The sequence below is a fragment of the Streptomyces sp. SAT1 genome (assembly GCF_001654495.1).
GTDB classification, from domain to species: domain Bacteria; phylum Actinomycetota; class Actinomycetes; order Streptomycetales; family Streptomycetaceae; genus Streptomyces; species Streptomyces andamanensis.
Genome location: NZ_CP015849.1, coordinates 986,366 through 1,002,419, shown reverse-complemented (window position 1 = coordinate 1,002,419; position 16,054 = coordinate 986,366). Strand labels below are relative to the sequence as shown.

General features: G+C 75.1%; 10 protein-coding genes and 2 pseudogenes. 3 read left to right on the top strand and 9 right to left on the bottom strand.

The window, feature by feature from the left end:
• Positions 1-11 precede the first annotated feature (11 nt).
• On the bottom strand, positions 12-458 hold the full coding sequence (locus A8713_RS04300) for an Lrp/AsnC family transcriptional regulator (protein WP_064531495.1): 447 nt from the start codon (positions 456-458) through the stop codon (positions 12-14).
• Positions 459-581: 123 nt separating this feature from the next.
• Between A8713_RS04300 and A8713_RS04295 the strand changes: the two are divergent.
• Positions 582-1,071 (top strand): annotated as a pseudogene (locus tag A8713_RS04295) (rhodanese-like domain-containing protein).
• Between the two features lie 107 nt (positions 1,072-1,178).
• Here A8713_RS04295 and A8713_RS04290 read toward each other — a convergent pair.
• Together A8713_RS04290 and A8713_RS04285 are read right to left on the bottom strand one after the other, a co-directional pair.
• Entirely contained in the window at positions 1,179-2,870 is a 1,692-nt protein-coding gene (locus A8713_RS04290; protein WP_064531493.1) for a DUF885 domain-containing protein, read from the bottom strand.
• Between the two features lie 90 nt (positions 2,871-2,960).
• Positions 2,961-3,452 carry an Lrp/AsnC family transcriptional regulator gene (locus A8713_RS04285; RefSeq protein WP_018571136.1) on the bottom strand — a complete coding sequence of 164 codons (492 nt, stop codon included), beginning with the start codon at positions 3,450-3,452 and terminating at the stop codon, positions 2,961-2,963.
• 71 nt (positions 3,453-3,523) lie between these two features.
• On the opposite strand from A8713_RS04285, the gene A8713_RS04280 reads away from it, so the two are divergent.
• Positions 3,524-4,741 (top strand): trans-sulfuration enzyme family protein, encoded by a 1,218-nt coding sequence (locus A8713_RS04280; RefSeq protein WP_064531492.1) that lies wholly within the window; start codon positions 3,524-3,526, stop codon positions 4,739-4,741.
• Positions 4,742-4,974: 233 nt separating this feature from the next.
• Here A8713_RS04280 and A8713_RS04275 read toward each other — a convergent pair whose 3' ends face one another.
• The 5 genes from A8713_RS04275 to pdxR form a co-directional block, all read right to left on the bottom strand.
• Positions 4,975-6,429, bottom strand: coding sequence for a GNAT family N-acetyltransferase (locus A8713_RS04275; RefSeq protein WP_079158833.1), 1,455 nt, complete (start codon positions 6,427-6,429; stop codon positions 4,975-4,977).
• A gap of 185 nt (positions 6,430-6,614) precedes the next feature.
• Complete coding sequence (locus A8713_RS04270; protein ID WP_064531491.1) at positions 6,615-9,278, bottom strand: DUF7824 domain-containing protein; 2,664 nt, start codon at positions 9,276-9,278, stop codon at positions 6,615-6,617.
• Positions 9,275-10,684, bottom strand: a complete 1,410-nt coding sequence (locus A8713_RS04265; RefSeq protein ID WP_064531490.1) for an SWIM zinc finger family protein — start codon at positions 10,682-10,684, stop codon at positions 9,275-9,277. The genes A8713_RS04270 and A8713_RS04265 overlap by 4 nt, the downstream gene beginning before the upstream one ends.
• A gap of 169 nt (positions 10,685-10,853) precedes the next feature.
• Complete coding sequence (locus A8713_RS04260; RefSeq protein ID WP_064531489.1) at positions 10,854-12,437, bottom strand: alkaline phosphatase D family protein; 1,584 nt, start codon at positions 12,435-12,437, stop codon at positions 10,854-10,856.
• A 209-nt stretch (positions 12,438-12,646) separates the two neighbouring features.
• The gene (pdxR, locus tag A8713_RS04255; RefSeq protein ID WP_064531488.1) at positions 12,647-14,215 is read right to left on the bottom strand and encodes a MocR-like pyridoxine biosynthesis transcription factor PdxR; all 1,569 of its coding nucleotides are present in this window, start codon (positions 14,213-14,215) and stop codon (positions 12,647-12,649) included.
• Here pdxR and A8713_RS34870 point away from each other — a divergent pair.
• Positions 14,206-14,667, top strand: a pseudogene (locus A8713_RS34870) (EamA family transporter); the annotation flags it as partial. The gene pdxR and the pseudogene A8713_RS34870 sit on opposite strands and share 10 nt — an antisense overlap.
• A gap of 477 nt (positions 14,668-15,144) precedes the next feature.
• Here A8713_RS34870 and A8713_RS04245 read toward each other — a convergent pair.
• Positions 15,145-15,975, bottom strand: coding sequence for an alpha/beta fold hydrolase (locus A8713_RS04245; RefSeq protein ID WP_064531487.1), 831 nt, complete (start codon positions 15,973-15,975; stop codon positions 15,145-15,147).
• Between the last annotated feature and the right edge of the window lie 79 nt (positions 15,976-16,054).

Sequence of the window (16,054 nt, the reverse complement as noted above, 5' to 3'; positions counted from 1 at the left end):
GCCTGCCCGGCTCAGCGGCCCAGCGGGCGGCGCGGCAGCGGCGAGGAGTACACGACGCTCGTCGTCACCGAGCCCAGGGCGCCGATGCGGCCGGTGGTCTCCTCCAGGTGGCGCATGGAGCGGGCGGTGACCTTGATGACGAAGCAGTCGTCGCCGGTCACATGGTGCGCCTCCAGGATCTCGGGGGTGGCGGCGACCAGGTCGTGGAAGGGCTTGTAGTTGCCGTGGGGGTAGCGCAGCCGGACGAAGGCGAGGATCGGCAGGCCCAGGCGTTCCGGGTCGACCACGGCCGCGTAGCCCTGGATGACGCCCGCCTCCTCCAGCCGCCGCACCCGCTCGGTGACGGCACTCGGGGACATGGAGACGGCTCGGGCCAGTTCGGCGAAACTGGCCCGTCCGTCGCGCTGGAGGGCATCGAGGATGCGCCAGTCGGTGGCGTCCGGGGAAAACACGGTCATGAAGGGTGGATAGCAGGTGGATCCCCGGCAGATCAAGGGGAGCACCGGCGATCGCCACTTCAGGCGAGCGGTCCGCGGCCGTAGATTTCCGGTCGTCGGAATGATCTGCGGAAGGAACAGACGATGACCGTCACCACCGCCCACGGGGCGCCGGATCCCGTCCCGCGGGTGCCCCCGGCGCCCCCCCGCCGAGGCCGCCGCGCACTTCCGGGCGAGCCTCGCCTTCCACGCCGACGTCTCGGACGTCGCCGCCGCGCTCGCGGCCGGCGCCGACCCGGGGTTCGTGGTGGTCGACTCCCGCTCCACCGAGTCCTGGGACCAGGGCCATGTCCCCGGCGCGGTCCACCTGCCCACGGCGCTGATCCCCGAGCAGGCCCCGGCGCTGCTCGACCCGGCCGTCCCGGTCGTCACCTACTGCTGGGGCCCCGGCTGCAACGGCGCGGCCCGCGCCGCCCTCGCCCTCGCCGAACTCGGCTACGCGGTCAAGGAGATGCTCGGCGGCTTCGAGTACTGGGTGCGCGAGGGCTTCGCCTACGAGACCTGGCAGGGCGACGAGCGCCGGAACCCCGACCCGCTCACCGCGCCGGTGGCGGCGGACGACTGCGGCTGCTGAGCGGCGGCACGGGCACAGCGGGGAGCAGGAGCGTGGCCGGGGGGGTGGGGGCGGCCGGAGGAGTCCGGCCGCCCCCACCCCCTTCTTCTCTCCGCCTCAGGGACGGGTCACAGCTGGGACAGCTCGTCCAGCAGGTCGTCCAGGCCCAGCGAGCCCTGCGAGAGCGCCGCCATGTGCCAGGACTTGGCGTCGAACGCGTCGCCGTGCCGCTTCCGGGCGTTCTCCCGGCCCAGCAGCCAGGCACGCTCGCCCAGCTTGTAGCCGATGGCCTGGCCGGGCATCGACAGATAGCGGATCAGCTCGCTCGCCACGAAGTCCCGCGGACGGCTGCTGTGCGCGCCGAAGAACTCCAGGGCCAGCTCAGGCGTCCAGCGCTCGCCCGGGTGGAACGGCGAGTCCGCCGGGATCTCCAGCTCCAGGTGCATGCCGATGTCGATGATGACGCGGACGGCGCGCATCATCTGCGCGTCCAGGTAGCCGAGCCGCCGCTCCGGGTCGGTGAGAAAACCGAGTTCGTCCATCAGGCGCTCCGCGTACAGCGCCCAGCCCTCGGCGTTGGCGCTGACGATGCCCACGGTCGCCTGGTAGCGCGAGAGGCTGTCCGCCACGTGCGCCCACTGCGCGAGCTGGAGGTGGTGGCCCGGCACACCCTCGTGGTACCAGGTCGAGACCAGGTCGTAGACCGGGAAGCGGGTCTGCCCCATGGTGGGCAGCCAGGTCCGGCCCGGCCGGGAGAAGTCGGCGGACGGAGCGGTGTAGTAGGGGGCGGCGGCACCGCCGGGCGGCGCGATGCGGGACTCCACCCGCCGTACCCGCTCGGCGAGTTCGAAGTGGGTGCCGTCGAGCGCCTCGATCGCCTCGTCCATCAGGCCCTGGAGCCAGTCGCGGACCTCGTCGACGCCCTCGATGTGCGTGCCGTGCTCGTCCAGGTGCGCGAGCGCCGTCCACGGGGTCTCGGCGCCCGGCAGGACCTTCTCGGCCTCCTTCTTCATCTCGCCGAGCAGCCGGTGGAACTCCGACCAGCCGTACGCGTAGGCCTCGTCCAGATTCAGGTCCGTGCCGTTGTAGTAGCGGGAGAAACGCGCGTAGCGTTCGCGGCCGACCGTGTTCGGCGTGCCCTCGACGGCCGGCGCGTAGACGTCCCGCATCCAGTCCCGCAGCGCGACGACGGAGGCGGTGGCCGCCCGCGCGGCCTCGTCCAGTTCGCCGCGCAGGGAGTCGGGGCCGGCGGCGGCGAAGTCCTCGAACCAGCCGCGGCCCGAGCCGTCCGTGTCCGACCACTCGGTGAGCTGGCCGATGAAGGTCTGCGTCGGCCGCGGCGCCGCGTACAGCTTGCGTTCGAGACCCAGGCCCAGGGACTCGCGGTAGCCCTCCAGCGCGGCCGGGACCGCGCGCAGCCGCTCGGCGACCGCCGCCCAGTCCTCGTCGGTGTCGGTGGGGGTGATGGTGAACGCCTCGCGCACCGAGTGCACCGGGCTGTGGATGTTGCTCACCGCGCGCAGGCCCTCGTCGGCCTCGTGCACCGCGATCTCCGCGGTCAGCCGCTCGCGCAGCAGGCGCGCGCACCGGCGCTCGGCCTCGGAGTCCGCGCCGGGGCGGCGCTCCGCCTCGGCCAGCCGCGCCAGCGTGGTGCGCGCCAGCTCCGCGACCGCCTCCTGACCCGCGGGCGAGGTGTCGGGCAGCTTGCCCGAACTCTCCTTCACGCCGAGGTACGTACCGGTGATCGGGTCGAGGGCGATGAGTTCGTCGACGTAGGCGTCGGCGACCTGACGGGGCAGCGGGCTCTTGGTGTCTGACATGCGGCCCATCCTCGTACGAGGACGTGGTCCGCGTCAGCCCGGTTGTCCGCGCGAGCGGCCCGGAACCGCCGGTTACCGGTCCGATTTCGCTCAGAGCGTCGCGGGCCGCTCGCCCGGCGGCAGCAGCGGCCCGCAGTCCCACTGCTGGAAGATCAACCGGGTCTCCACCCGGGCCACCTCGCGCCGTGCCGTGAACTCGTCCAGCACCAGACGCTGCAGATCCGCCATGTCCGCCACCGCCACATGCACCAGGTAGTCGTCGGGCCCGGTCAGATGGAACACCGTCAGCGACTCCGGCAGCGCTCTGATCCGGTCGACGAACGGCCCCACCAGCTCCCGGCGATGCGGCCTGACCTGCACCGACAGCAGTGCCTGGAGACCACGGCCCAGCTTGGCGGGGTCCAGCCGCAGCTGGTGGCCGAGGATCACGCCCGAGCGGCGCAGCCGGGTCACGCGGTCGAGACAGGTCGACGGAGCGACCCCGATCCGCGCGGCGAGATCGCGGTAGGTGGTCCGGGCGTCGTTCTGCAGCAGTCGCAGCAGATGGAGATCCACCGGATCCAGTACGACTGAGGCGGCCATGTGCCGAACGTAACACGGCCTTTCGCCCGGCGACCCCGGCCGCTGTTCACTCTTCCGTCATGGACACGCCCATGGACTCCGCGCGCACGTCCGCGTACGACGACCCGCCTCCCGCACCCCGCGCCCTGGCCACCGAGGCCGTGCACGCCGGCCGCGAGGACCTCGCCCGGCAGGGACTGCACGCCCCGCCGATCGACCTGTCCACCACCTACCCCTCCTACGACAGCCGGGCCGAGGCCGCCCGCATCGACGCCTTCGCCGCCGACGGCGCCGAGTTCGAGGGGCCGCCCGTCTACGGGCGCCTCGGCAACCCGACCGTGTCCCGCTTCGAGACCGCCCTCGCCCGGCTGGAGGGCACCGAGGCCGCGGTCGCCTTCGCCAGCGGGATGGCCGCGCTCAGCGCGGTCCTGCTCACCCGGTCCGCCCTGGGCCTGCGGCACGTCGTGGCGGTACGCCCCCTGTACGGCTGCAGCGACCATCTGCTGACCGCCGGACTCCTCGGCTCCGAGGTGACCTGGACCGACCCGGCGGGCATCGCCGACGCGCTGCGCCCGGACACCGGCCTGGTGATGGTGGAGTCCCCGGCCAACCCGACGCTGGCCGAGGTGGACCTGCGGGCCGTCGCCCACGCCTGCGGCTCCGTACCGCTGCTCGCCGACAACACCTTCGCCACCCCCGTGCTCCAGCGCCCGGCCGGGCAGGGCGCCCGGCTGGTGCTGCACAGCGCCACCAAGTACCTGGGCGGGCACGGCGATGTGATGGCCGGTGTCGTCGCCTGCGACGAGGAACTCGCCGGGCGCCTGCGCCAGGTGCGCTTCGCCACCGGCGGTGTCCTGCACCCGCTCGCCGGCTACCTGCTGCTGCGCGGCCTGTCCACGCTGCCCGTGCGGGTACGCGCCGCCTCGGCCACGGCCGCCGAACTGGCCGCCCGGCTGGCGGCCGACCCCCGGATCGCCCGTGTGCACTACCCGCGCATCGGCGGCGCGATGGTCGCCTTCGAGGTGCACGGCGACCCGCACGAGGTCATCGGCCGGGTGCGGCTGATCACGCCCGCCGTGAGTCTGGGCAGCGTGGACACGCTGATCCAGCACCCCGCCTCCATCAGCCATCGCATCGTGGACGCCGAGGACCGGCGCGGCGCCGGGGTCAGCGACCGCCTGCTGCGGATGTCGGTGGGTCTGGAGGACATCGACGACCTGTGGGCCGACCTGGACGCGGCCCTGGGGGACCGGCAGCCGCAGGACCGGGACCGCCGGGAGGCGCAAGGGCTGCATCCGGCGGTGAACTGAGCACCTCCGTCCGGAGGAGCGCCCTCTCCGAGGGTCCCGCTGGGGGCTTCGGAGAGGGCGGCCGCCGATCGGGAGCGGGTGGTGCTCGGTGGGCTGTGGTGGACCGTGGGAGCGGCGGCACGCGGGTGGGGCGCGTGGGGGAGCGTGTGCGCCGGGCCGCGGACCGGGAGCGTGTGCGTCGGGCCGCGGACCGGCGCTGCCCGTCCGTGGTCAGCGGTGCTGCCCGTCCGTGGTCAGCCGCGTGAGCGGCCCGGCCCGTCGTACTCCTCGCGGCGGCTGTCGTACGCCGCCGGGCGGCCGGAGACCGCTCCCGTGTCCAGCCGGGCCGTGATCACCAAGGTGCCCTCCTCGATCTGGTAGTCCAGCGGCAGGCCGAGACCCCGCATGGCGCTGATCATGCCGGTGTTCGCCGCCTGCGTGACGGCGTACACGCTCGCGCAGCCCGCCTCGACGGCCAGGGCCACGAGCCGGCCCAGCAGTTCGGCGCCGACACCGCGCCGCTGCCAGTCGTCCTCGACGAGCAGGGCCACCTCAGTCTCGTCGCCGTCCCAGAGCAGATGACCGAGGCCGATGATCCGGCCGGACGCGGTCTGCGCGGCGAGGGTCCGGCCGAAGCGCGGGCTGAGAAGGTGGTTCAGATAGCGGTCGGCGTCCCCCACCGGTCCGTGGTATCGCAGGCCGAGGGTGCGCGCCGAGCAGCGCTCGTGCATCCGCCGGGCCGCCGCGAGGTCGTCGGTGTCGGCACGGCGCACGGTGATCGCCTCGCCCTCGGGCAGCGTCAGCACGTCCTGGCCGCGCGGCACCCGCGGACCGAGCCGCGTGTCCAGCTCCACCAGCGCGCGGGCCCGCGCGAACTCCGTGGGCGTGAACGGCAGATACGGCCGCTCCACGGTGATGACCCCGCCCTCGGGCGCCCGCAGCCTCAGCACCGTGTCCTCCAGTACGCCCTCGGCCGGCACCTCCCCGTCGGCGCCCGCGCCGCCCGCCGGGCGCCCCGGCAGCGAACGGATGGTGCACCTGCCCAGCAACTGGCGCAGCGCCAGCGGGAGTTCCGCGGTGTCCAGCGCGGTGCGGGCCGCCAGGCCGAGGACCCGCGTCGGCGCGTCCACCAGGTCGTGGGCGTCGGCCCGCTCGATCCAGGTGTCCGTGCCACCGGCCGACCGCGCCGACCGGGTCAGCTCCGACGCCTCGGTGCCGCCCGGGGCGCGCAGCAGGAACTCGTCCACCGTGCCCTCCGCGAGCGGATGCGTCTGGAGGCTGAGGATGTCGACGCCCCGTTCGGCCAGGGCCGCGCAGAGCACGGCCAGCGACCCCGGTTCGTCCCGCACCGTCGTCCGCATCCGCCACAGCGTGCTCGCCGCCGCGGCGCGGTCCCCGGCCGCCGGTGTGGACCCGGGCGCGGACCCGGCCTGCCGTCCCCCGGCGGCGTGCGGCCGGGCGCCGGTATCCTCCGGCGGGGGAGGCGCGTGACCGTGGCGCCGTGCCCACCAGGTGTGGAAGCCCGCCGTCGCGAGCAGCACCAGCGCCGAGGCGACCAGCAGGGCGGGCCCGTCCGGGCCGTGCCCGATCAGGTTCGCCACCGCGTCGGCCACCGCGACGGCCGTGAACAGCGCCGCCAGTTCGACCATGTCCCGACGCCAGTGGTGCACCGGACGCCCGTGCCGCGTGATCCGTGTCACATCAGACATTTCTCTTCTCATGCCGTCACTGTGGAGGAGCCGTGTTGCGTGATCACGAACGCTCTGTGACTTACTGGTAAAGCGCGGATCTGCGCGTTATACCGCCTTTCGTGTCGGTCGGTGCTCTTCGGTGGGTTTCCTTCAGTCGATGACTGATGGGAGGTGTGCCGCTCCCGGACGGGAGCCGTGGCGCGTCAGGCGGCCAGCCCCGCCGTCAGCGCGCCGCGCAGCCGGCGGGCCTCCGTGACCACCCGGGACGAGCCGCGCCGCTCCGCCGCCCCGGCCAGGTGGGGCAGCTCACCGCGCGCCCCCGACCGTTCGGCGCACTCGGCGGCGACCGCCAGCAGTTCCCCGAGCCCGCGCACCGGCGCGGCCGGCCCGTCGGTGGCGAGATCGGCGAGCAGCACGGGCAGGGTGTGCCCCAGCAGGTTCCACACGGTGGTGTGCGCTCCGGTGGCGGCGGCCGTCCGCAGCGAGTCCACGAGGCGGAGCGGCTTCACGGCGCCGCGCCGTATCAGCTGCCCCAGGTCCGCACCGAGCCGGGGCGCGTCCAGTTGCCCGCGCGCCGCCAGCACCAGCAGCGCGTCGACGGCGGCGAGCCGGTCCTCCGGATGCCGCGCCCCCAGCCCGTACGCCACGGCGAGATGCGTCGTCTCGCCCGCCTCCCCGCCGGACTCGGCCAGCAGCGGCAGCACATGGGACATGCCCCGTACGTCGTGCAGGGCGAGGTGGGACAGGTCGCGCAGCATCCGCACCGCCACCAGCTCACGCCGCTCGGGCAGCACGGCCGGCCACTGCGCCTTCAGCGAGTCGTACCAGTGGTAGCAGTCGCGCCCCTCCTGGGACGCGCTCACCGGCCTGCCCAGCGCCCGGAAGGCGGGCGGGAAGTCCTGCTGGAGTTCGCGCAGTTCACCGAACTCGGTCAGGATCGCCGGACCCGACGTGGTCCGCCGGACCACCGGCAGCTCGGGGCGCTCCTCGGCCAGCCAGCGGGCGAGCCGGGCCCCCTCCGCCGTGCCCAGGGACGCCGCCCGCCGGGCCGCCGTCTCGGCCGCCGCGCGGTCCTCGCGCCGCACCCGCAGCAGGGCCTGCGCGAAGTCGGCCGCCGCCACCCGCGCCCCCAGCCGCCCGTACTCCTCCAGGCGCGTCACCAGTTCGCCGGGCTCCAGCAGGCCCGTGCTCCAGGTGGGCGTCGCGAGCAGGAAGGGCAGCGGCCGAGTCCGTATCCGGTACGCCACTTCCCACACCCGGCTGTCGAAGGCGTGCGACAGCGCGCCGTGCCCGCAGAGGTGCCTGGGCACCTCTGCCTGCGTGGCGCGGTGGAGCCTGGTGACGCTCACCTTCTCGTGCAGGGCGACCAGCAGCAGGTCGAGGGCGTCCGACGTGCCCACCAGGCCCCGGTAGTGCCGGTGGAAGCGGCTCTCGACGCGCACGGCGGCGTGCTCCTCGGTCTCCGCCCACCAGCGGGGGGCGACCACCGGCTCCAGCGCCTCCCGCAGCGCCGCCGCATCGCTGAACGCGTGGCGCACCAGCCCGTCCAGGGTCCGCTCGAACGTGGCGCTGTCGCTCTCCGCCGCCAGGGCGGCCCCCACCTCCTCGGCCAGCTCGGCGGGCGAGGACGGGGCCGGGGCGAGCCGCGCCGGGCCCGGCACCGGCGGCAGGATCTCCTCGTGCACCAGCGCGGACGCGTCCAGCGGCGCCGCGCCCAGGGAACCGGTCGCGCGGGCGCGCAGCGCGGGCCCGAGCTGCCCGGCCGCCGCCACGACGGACGCCCGCGCCTCGGTGGACCGCAGCTTTTTCAGATGCCGCTCCACGAGCTTGAGCGTCCGCTCCTGCACATCCGCGTCCTCGTGCCCGAAGGCCCCGGCGACGGTGGGCAGCAGCGCGTCGGCGGCGCCGGCGTCCCGGCCGAGCACCTTGCCCAGCAGCACCAGCTGCGTCCGCACCAGCTTGCGCTCCGGACGGAACAGGACCGCGGCGGACAACTGCGCCAGCGCGCGGTGGGGCAGTTCACCGTCCAGGGCCAGGGCGCCGAGCAGCGCCTGTGCGTGGGCGGCCACCGGGGACGCCGCGTCGGAGGCCATCGCCACCCAGTCGGCCACCCGTGCCCGCTCCTCCTCGCGGGTCAGGTCGAGCGCCTTCAGCACCCGCAGGAACGCCCGGTGGTCACCGGTGGAGCCGCCGCGCAGCAGCCGGGCCACACAGGCGTCGACCGTCTCCGCGCGATCGAGCCTGCCGTCCGCGGTGAGCAGGGCCAGCGCGCCGTGCCAGCTGTGCGGGCCCTCCTCCGAGCCCCAGCCGAGCACTCCGCCGATGTCCTCCGTAGCGAAGAGCGCCCGCACCAGCTCCCTCAGCTGCGGCTCGCCGCGCAGCCGGTCCGCCAGATGGCCACCGCGCTGCCACAGCCCGGCCATGTGCTGCGCCCAGCCCCGCACATAGGCGTCGGTCGTCGGCACCGGGCAGCCGGCCAGCCGCACCAGTCCGGCCATCAGCTCGAACCGCACCCCCGAGGAGGCGGGCCGCTGGGCGAGCCGGTGCACCACGTCGGTCAGCCAGGCCGGATCCCGGTCGCCCAGCAGATGGAGGAAGACCGCGGGGGCGGCACCCGGCCAGCGCATGTCGGCGGCCGCGATCCAGGTCGCCACGCCCGCCGCCCCGGTCTGACAGGCCGCGCCCGCCGCGTGCAGCGCGGGGTAGGCGCGGCGGGACTCCGCGCCCCACCGCGCGGCCCGCAGCTCCTTGCGCAACTCCTTCAGCGCGGGGAACTCCGCCCGTCGCTCGGCGTCGGTCATCCCGTCGAGCAGGGCGACCGTCTCGGCCGTCCGTCCGGCCCGTACCGCGTCCATCAGCCCGCTCATCGCGCACCCCCGTCGACCGCCGCGCCGCCGCGCGTCCCGTTCTGTGTCCCACCTGTACGGCCGCGCCGCACCATGCTCACCGCGAGCGCGTGCTTGCACGGTCCGCGTCCGCCCCGGTACTTCGCCCACCACAGGCAACTGCAACTGAGCGCCCCGTCCTCGCCGCGCACCCGGTGGGTGTGCCCGTCCTCGGCCGTGACCGTCGCCAGGGCGCCGTCCAGCGCCACCGCGCCCGCGTCGGCCAGTGCCCGTGCGGCCCGCAGCCGCGGGTTGTGCCGCTCGGCGCGCCCGGCGTCGTAGGGCAGCTCCCGGTGGAAGTACGCGGCCTCGGCGGTGTCGTAGCCGACGCGGCCCGAGGTGCCGAGCCGCACCAGCGCGGCGCGCACGCGCTCCGGGGTCAGCCCGGAGGAGGCGGCCAGGTCGGCGATGTCGACGCGGGGCTCCCAGGCCAGCAGCACCGAGATCAGCTCGGCGTCCTCGGCGGCCTCCTCACCGGCCAGCGCCTCCAGGACACCGCCCTCGCCGGAGAAGCCGCGCGAGGCGTCCGGGGACAGCGTCAGCGTCAGCCGCATACCGGGCAGGACGGCCTCCCAGGCGCTGGCCGCCGCGGCGTCGCCGCCCACCGCCGGGCCGTAGATGCGCAGGGCCGTCGCATGGCGCAGCACCCGCTGGAGCGAGGCCAGCCGCTCCGGCCCCGGCAGGCACACCGCGCCGGGCACCGGCCGTGTCGTGGGCCGCAGCGTGCGCCCCGCGGGCACCACCCAGCGCGGGCCGCCGCCGCGGCTGCCGCGCGGCAGCGACCGCAGGAAGCGCACCGCCTCGGCCGCGGTCAGCTCGGCCCGCAGATCGAAGGCGGACGCTATGACCTGGGCCTCGGCGAAGCCCCGCAGCCACCGGTCGGGCAGCGGGACCTTCTTCTCCACCACCGGCCCGTCCAGCGTGGTCACGGCCAGCTCCTCCGGGCCGACCCGCAGATGCAGCGGATCGTCCGCACCGATCCGGGACAGCGCCTCGCGCAGCGGGTTGTTGACGTCGACATTGGTCGTGCCGTGCCCGACGTCGCCGCCGTCGAGACCGGAGCGCAGGACGTCCAGGCGCGCGTACACCCCGCAGCAGCCGGAGAAGGACTCGAAGCGCAGCCGGTCGCCGTTGCCCGTCACCACCGGATCGAGGGAGGCGCGCAACTGCGGCTGGTAGTAGCGCGCGGCGGCCACGTCCGCCACCGCCAGCAGCCCCGCCGCCGCCGTCTGCGGCCGCGTCAGGAAGCCCGCGAAGAAGCGCGGATGGTCCTCGGCGCCCGCCGGGGTGGAGCCCTGGGAGGTCTCCAGCCCCAGACGTCGGCCGCCGTCGGCGGACTCCAGCACAGAGGGTCGCCGATAGGTCACGTTCTGCAAAGATCGCGTCATGGGAAAACCGTAGAGGCGACCACTGACAATCGGCCCTGACCTGCGAAAGCACCCGCCCGCACGGTCAGTTGGAGCCGGTCGGGGGACGCCGCCGCGCACCGGGGGATCCGGCCGGTGCGCGGCGGCGGGGAAGGACGTCCGTGAACCGGCCAGGGACGTCCGGGGCCGGTTACTGCCCGACCCGGCCCGGCTGGAGCACCTTGGTGAAGAGCACACTGCCGTCCTGCTCCCGCAGCCGGACCGTCAGCTCCCCGCTGCCGCCGTCGATGTCGACCTCGCCGAAGAACTGGTAGCCCTCGGCGGGTGAGACGTTGGCGACGGCGGGCGCCTTGACGAACACCCGGTCGGGGCCGAACGTGCCGTCCAGCTCGCTGGCCGGGAAGGCGCCCGCGTTGAGCGGACCGGAGACGAACTCCCAGAACGGCGCGAAGTCCTTGAACGCCGCCCGCGACGGGTCGTAGTGCTGCGCCGAGGTGTGGTGGACGTCGGCGGTCAGCCACACCGTGCCGGTGATCCGCCGGTGCTTGACGAACCGCAGCAGCTCCGCGATCTGGAGTTCGCGGCCGAGCGGCGCGCCCGGGTCGCCCTGCGCGACCGCCTCGAAGTTCGGCTTTCCCTCGACCCCGTCCGGCACGACGAGCCCCAGCGGCATGTCCGCGGCGATCACCTTCCACACCGCCCGGGACCGGGACAGCTCCCGCTTGAGCCAGCGCAGCTGCTCCTCGCCGAGGATGCCCTGTGGGTCGCGCTTCTGGTCGTCGGGCGAGTTGGCGTTGCGGTAGGTCCGCATGTCCAGCACGAACACGTCGAGCAGCGGGCCGTGGTGGTGGACGCGGTAGATCCGGCCGTCCGGACGGCCGCTGACCGTGGAGATCGGGAAGTACTCGGAGAAGGCCCGCCGCGCCCGCAGCGCCAGATCGTCCAGCCGGGTGCCGGCCGGGTAGGGCGTGCCGCCGCCGATGACCTCGCCCGGGTACCAGTTGTTGCGCACCTCGTGGTCGTCCCACTGGATGATGCCGGGCACTTGGGCGTTGAACCGGCGCAGCGCACCGTCCAGCAGGTTGTAGCGGAAGTTGCCCCGGTAGTCGGCCAGGGAGACGGCGACGTGCGACTTCTCCTCGGTGGTGACGCTCCGGTAGACGCTGCCGTCCGGAAGCGCGGCGGTGGCCTCGATCGGACCGTCGGCGTAGACGTTGTCGCCGCTGCACAGGAAGAAGTCCGGGTCCAGCTTCGCCATGGCGTCGAAGATGCGGTAGCCGCCGATCGACTCGTTGATGCCCCAGCCCTGCCCGGCGATGTCGCCCGACCACACGAACCGCACGCCCTGGCGGCGCCGCGCGGGGGCGGTGCGGAAGGTGCCGTGGACCGGCTCGCCGGTGCGGCGCGGGTCGTGCGGGTCGGCGAGCAGTACGCGGTAGTGGATCTGCTCGCCGGACGGCAGCCCGTGCAGCCGGGCCGTGCCGGTGAAGTCCGAGCCGGGGCCGAGCAGCGGGCCGTGCCACCGGCGGGGGTTGCGGAACGACTCGGTGGCGGACGTCTCGACGATCATCCGGGCCGGGCGGTCGGAGCGCACCCAGACCAGGCCCGAGTCGGCGGTCACGTCGCCCGCCTGCACGCCCCAGCCCGCCCGGGGGCGGCCGGACAGGGCGAGCGCCGGTGCCGCGCCGAGCGCGCCGGGCAGGGTCAGGGCCGCCGACGCGGCCAGTGAGCCGCGCAGCACGCTGCGACGGCCGGGGAGCGGACGAGGGGACATGCGGACGCCTCCAGGGACGAGATCCGGCCAGTGTTCGCAGCCACACCTACTGGTGCAGTGAGGCGAAGACGGAAACCGCGGGTGAACAGCCACCCGCGCGCAGGCCGCCCGGGTGGCGCCCCCGGCGCGCCGCCCCGGTGCGACGGTCGCCACCTACGGGCCTACGGGCTCATGGGGCTACGCGCTCACCGGCCTACGCGCTCACCGGCCTATCCGTCTGCCGGCCTACGCGCGGCCGCCTCCGCCATCAGCCGCACCCCGGCACGGATCCGGGCGGGCGGCAGATGCGCATATCCGAGGACGAGACGCACACCCGCGTCACCCTCGGCCCGCGATGCCCGAGAGGCCCGTGCGCCGCCGTCCGTGCCCCCGTCGTCCGCGCCGCCACCGCCTCCGTCCGGCCCGCACCCGAGCGCGGGAAGCTCCCCGGTGCCCGGCACCGCACCGGCACGCGCGTGCGTGTACGACGCCAGGGAGCGGACCGCGACACCGGCGCCGCCCACGCGCGCGAGGAACCGCTCCTCGGGCCCGTACCGCCGCGGCAGGGCGGCGATCAGGTGCAGCCCCGCGGCGATCCCCGACAGCCGTACGCCGGGGAAGTGCTCCTCCAGGGCGGCGACGAGCGTGTCCCGGCGCTCCCGGTAGGCGCGCTGGCAGCGGCGCAACTGGCGGTCGTATTCGCCCCGTTCGACGAAGCGGGCGAACAGCGCCTGGTCGACGGCCGGGTGACCGAGGTCCATGGTCCGCTTGCGTTCGACGACGTCGTCGGCGAGCGAGTCGGGCACCAGCAGCCACCCCAGCCGCAGCCCCGGCGCCAGGGACTTGCTGACCGAGCCCGCGTAGACGACGCGTTCGGGGTCCAGGCCCTGGAGGGCACCGACCGGGGCACGGTCGTAGCGGAAGTCGCCGTCGTAGTCGTCCTCGAAGACGATGCCGTCCACCGACCGCGCCCAGTCCAGCAGTCCGGCGCGGCGCCGGGCGGAGCACGCGATCCCGGTGGGGAACTGGTGGGACGGAGTCGTCACCACGGCCCGCACCCCGGACCGGTGCAGCGGGCCGAGGGCCGGACCCTCTCCGTCCAGGGGCAGCGGGACGGTGCCGACACCGACGGACGCGTACAGGGACGTGTGCTGGGGGCTGCCCGGGTCCTCGACGCCGACCGCCCGTGTCCCGCGCGCGTGCAGCACGGATCCGAGCAGACAGGTGGCCTGCGCCACGCCCGAGACGACCACGAGGCGCTCGGGGTCGGCGACGACGCCGCGGCGGCGGGCGAGGAGTTCGGCCAGGGCCGCGCGCAGGTGGGGCAGACCGCGCGGATCGGGATAGCCGAGGGCGTGGTGGGGGAGGTCCGCCAGCACCGAGCGGTGCGCGGCCGTCCACGCGGCACGCGGGAACAGCGACAGGTCGGGGGTGCCCGCCACGAAGTCGGCGCGGGTCCCGGGCGTACCCGGAGCGAGGTCACGCGCGCGCGTGCGGGCCGCCCGGACCGAGCCGCCCACCCAGGTACCCGCACCGCGCCCGCTGCGCAGGTACCCCTCCGCCGTCAACTGCTCGTACGCCTCGGTCACCAGCCCGCGGGACACGCCGAGGTCCGCCGCGAGGTCACGGCTCGAGGGCAGCCGCGTCCCCGGGGAGAGCCGGCCGGAGCGGACGGCCTCGCGCAGCGCGGCCTGGAGCGTGCGGCCGCGCGCGCGGGCCGGCACCGACGCGGCGGGCAGCAGCAGTTCCCAGGCGGCGGTACCGGCCGCCGTAGCCGGATTGGTCCCCGATGACGTCATGGAAGTGGACCTTAAACCGGACCGCCGCGCTGCCTAGCGTCGCCGTCATGAACGCCACCACCTCGCGCGGTGCCCTGCTCGCCGCGCTCGCCTGTGTCCTCGTCGGAGGATCCTTCACCGCCAACAGCGTCCTCGGCCACTACCCCTACGCGGGTGGCCAGTTCCTGCGCTACGGCCTGGCCTGCCTGCTGCTCCTGCCGCTCGCCGGGCGCGGCGCGCGGGCGCGGCTGGGGGCGCTCTCGCCGCGGCGGTGGGCCCGGCTGGCGCTGCTCGCCGCGGTGGGCATGGTCGGCTTCAACCTGGCCGTCATCGCCGCCGAGCGCACCGCTGAACCGGCGGTGCCCGGTGTCCTCGTGGGCTGCGCCCCGGTGGTCGTCGCCGTCCTCGTCCCGCTCCTGGAGGGACGCCGTCCGCAGCGGGCCGTGCTGTACGGGGCGTCGCTGGTCGCCGCCGGGGCCCTGACCGTGCAGGGCTGGGGGCGGACCGACGGCGCCGGGATCGCCTTCTCCGCCGGGGCGCTGGCCGGGGAGGTGGGCTTCGCGGTGCTCGCCGTGCCGGTGCTGGCTCCGCTCGGGCCGCGGCTGCTGTCGGCCGTGGTGTGCGGCGTCGCCGCCGTGGAGGCGGCCGCCGCGGGGGTGATGCTCGACGGCACGGCGTGGCTGCGGCGCCCGGACGCGGGCGAGACCGCCGCACTGCTGTGGCAGGCGGCGGTCGTGACGGTCGTCGGCTTCGTGTGCTGGTACATGGGGATGCAGCGGCTCGGCGCCGAGCGCGCCACCCTCTTCTCCGGGCTCATCCCGGTCGCCGCCGCCTGCTCCGCGCCCCTCGTCGGCACCGGCTCCTACGGGGCGGCCCAGGCGGCGGGCAGCGCCCTGGTGGGCGCGGGGGTCGCCATGGGGTCCGGGGCGCTACGGCGGGCCGGGCGGCGCTCAGCGGCTGCCGTCGAGCAGCACGCGCGCGACGAGCGCCGGGTCGTCGTTCATCGGGACGTGCCCGCAGCCGGGCAGCCGCACCAGCCGGGCGCGCGTGACGGTCTGCTTGGCGCGCACGCCCTGCCGGGGGATCAGCAGGCGGTCCTTGCTGCCCCAGGCCACGGTGACGGGGATGTCCGGGATGTCGTCCGCGAAGCGGACCCCGACGCCCGCACGGAGGGTCTCCTCGAACCCGGTGGCCCGCGCGAGGGCTAGCGTCTCGGCGACCACCGACTCGGGTGACCGGCGGCCCGGACGGGCGTAGATGGTGCTCGTCAGGACGGTGCGCCCGGCCGCGGTGCGGGAGAGCCGTTCGACCAGCGGCAGCGGCGTGTGCCGCGCGACGGCCCGCATCCCCTGGAGGACACCGAAGGCGTAGCGGCGCTCGGCCTCGGTCCAGAACCCGGCGGGCGACAGGGCCGTGACGGACCGCGCGAGCTTCTCGCGGCCCATCTCCAGTGCGAGCAGGCCGCCCAGGGAGTTGCCGGCCACATGGGGCCGGTCGATCTCCAGGGTCTCGCACAGCGCGCCGAGGGCGGCGTTCATCGTCGGCAGGTCGTGCCGCAGCCCGTCCGGCAGGGCGGGCGAGGCGCCGAAGCCGGGCAGGTCCACGGAGACGACGTCCCGCTCGCCCGCCAGGAGGTGGATCACCGGGTCCCACGCCTGTCGGTGGTGGCCTATGCCGTGCAGCAGGAGCAGCGGCTCACCGTCGCCCACGCGCGCGTAGGACAGGGTCACGGTCCGCGGGCCGTGCGGGGAGGGGACCGGGAAGGAGACGGTGGCGGACATGGGGTGCTCCTCGTCGGGAATCTCGGCAATCGCTGACGGACGCTGAGTAGACAGCTTGTCAGCAATTACTACCCGCGGG

Bases quoted from the DNA above. Each gene is read 5' to 3' on its own strand.
- A8713_RS04300 (WP_064531495.1), bottom strand. From the start codon at position 458: ATGACCGTGTTTTCCCCGGACGCCACCGACTGGCGCATCCTCGATGCC.
- A8713_RS04290 (WP_064531493.1), bottom strand. From the start codon at position 2,870: ATGTCAGACACCAAGAGCCCGCTGCCCCGTCAGGTCGCCGACGCCTAC.
- A8713_RS04275 (WP_079158833.1), bottom strand. From the start codon at position 6,429: ATGTCTGATGTGACACGGATCACGCGGCACGGGCGTCCGGTGCACCAC.
- A8713_RS04260 (WP_064531489.1), bottom strand. From the start codon at position 12,437: ATGTCCCCTCGTCCGCTCCCCGGCCGTCGCAGCGTGCTGCGCGGCTCA.
- A8713_RS04270 (WP_064531491.1), bottom strand. From the start codon at position 9,278: ATGAGCGGGCTGATGGACGCGGTACGGGCCGGACGGACGGCCGAGACG.
- A8713_RS04245 (WP_064531487.1), bottom strand. From the start codon at position 15,975: ATGTCCGCCACCGTCTCCTTCCCGGTCCCCTCCCCGCACGGCCCGCGG.
- A8713_RS04285 (WP_018571136.1), bottom strand. From the start codon at position 3,452: ATGGCCGCCTCAGTCGTACTGGATCCGGTGGATCTCCATCTGCTGCGA.
- pdxR (WP_064531488.1), bottom strand. From the start codon at position 14,215: ATGACGTCATCGGGGACCAATCCGGCTACGGCGGCCGGTACCGCCGCC.
- A8713_RS04265 (WP_064531490.1), bottom strand. From the start codon at position 10,684: ATGACGCGATCTTTGCAGAACGTGACCTATCGGCGACCCTCTGTGCTG.
- A8713_RS04280 (WP_064531492.1), top strand. From the start codon at position 3,524: ATGGACTCCGCGCGCACGTCCGCGTACGACGACCCGCCTCCCGCACCC.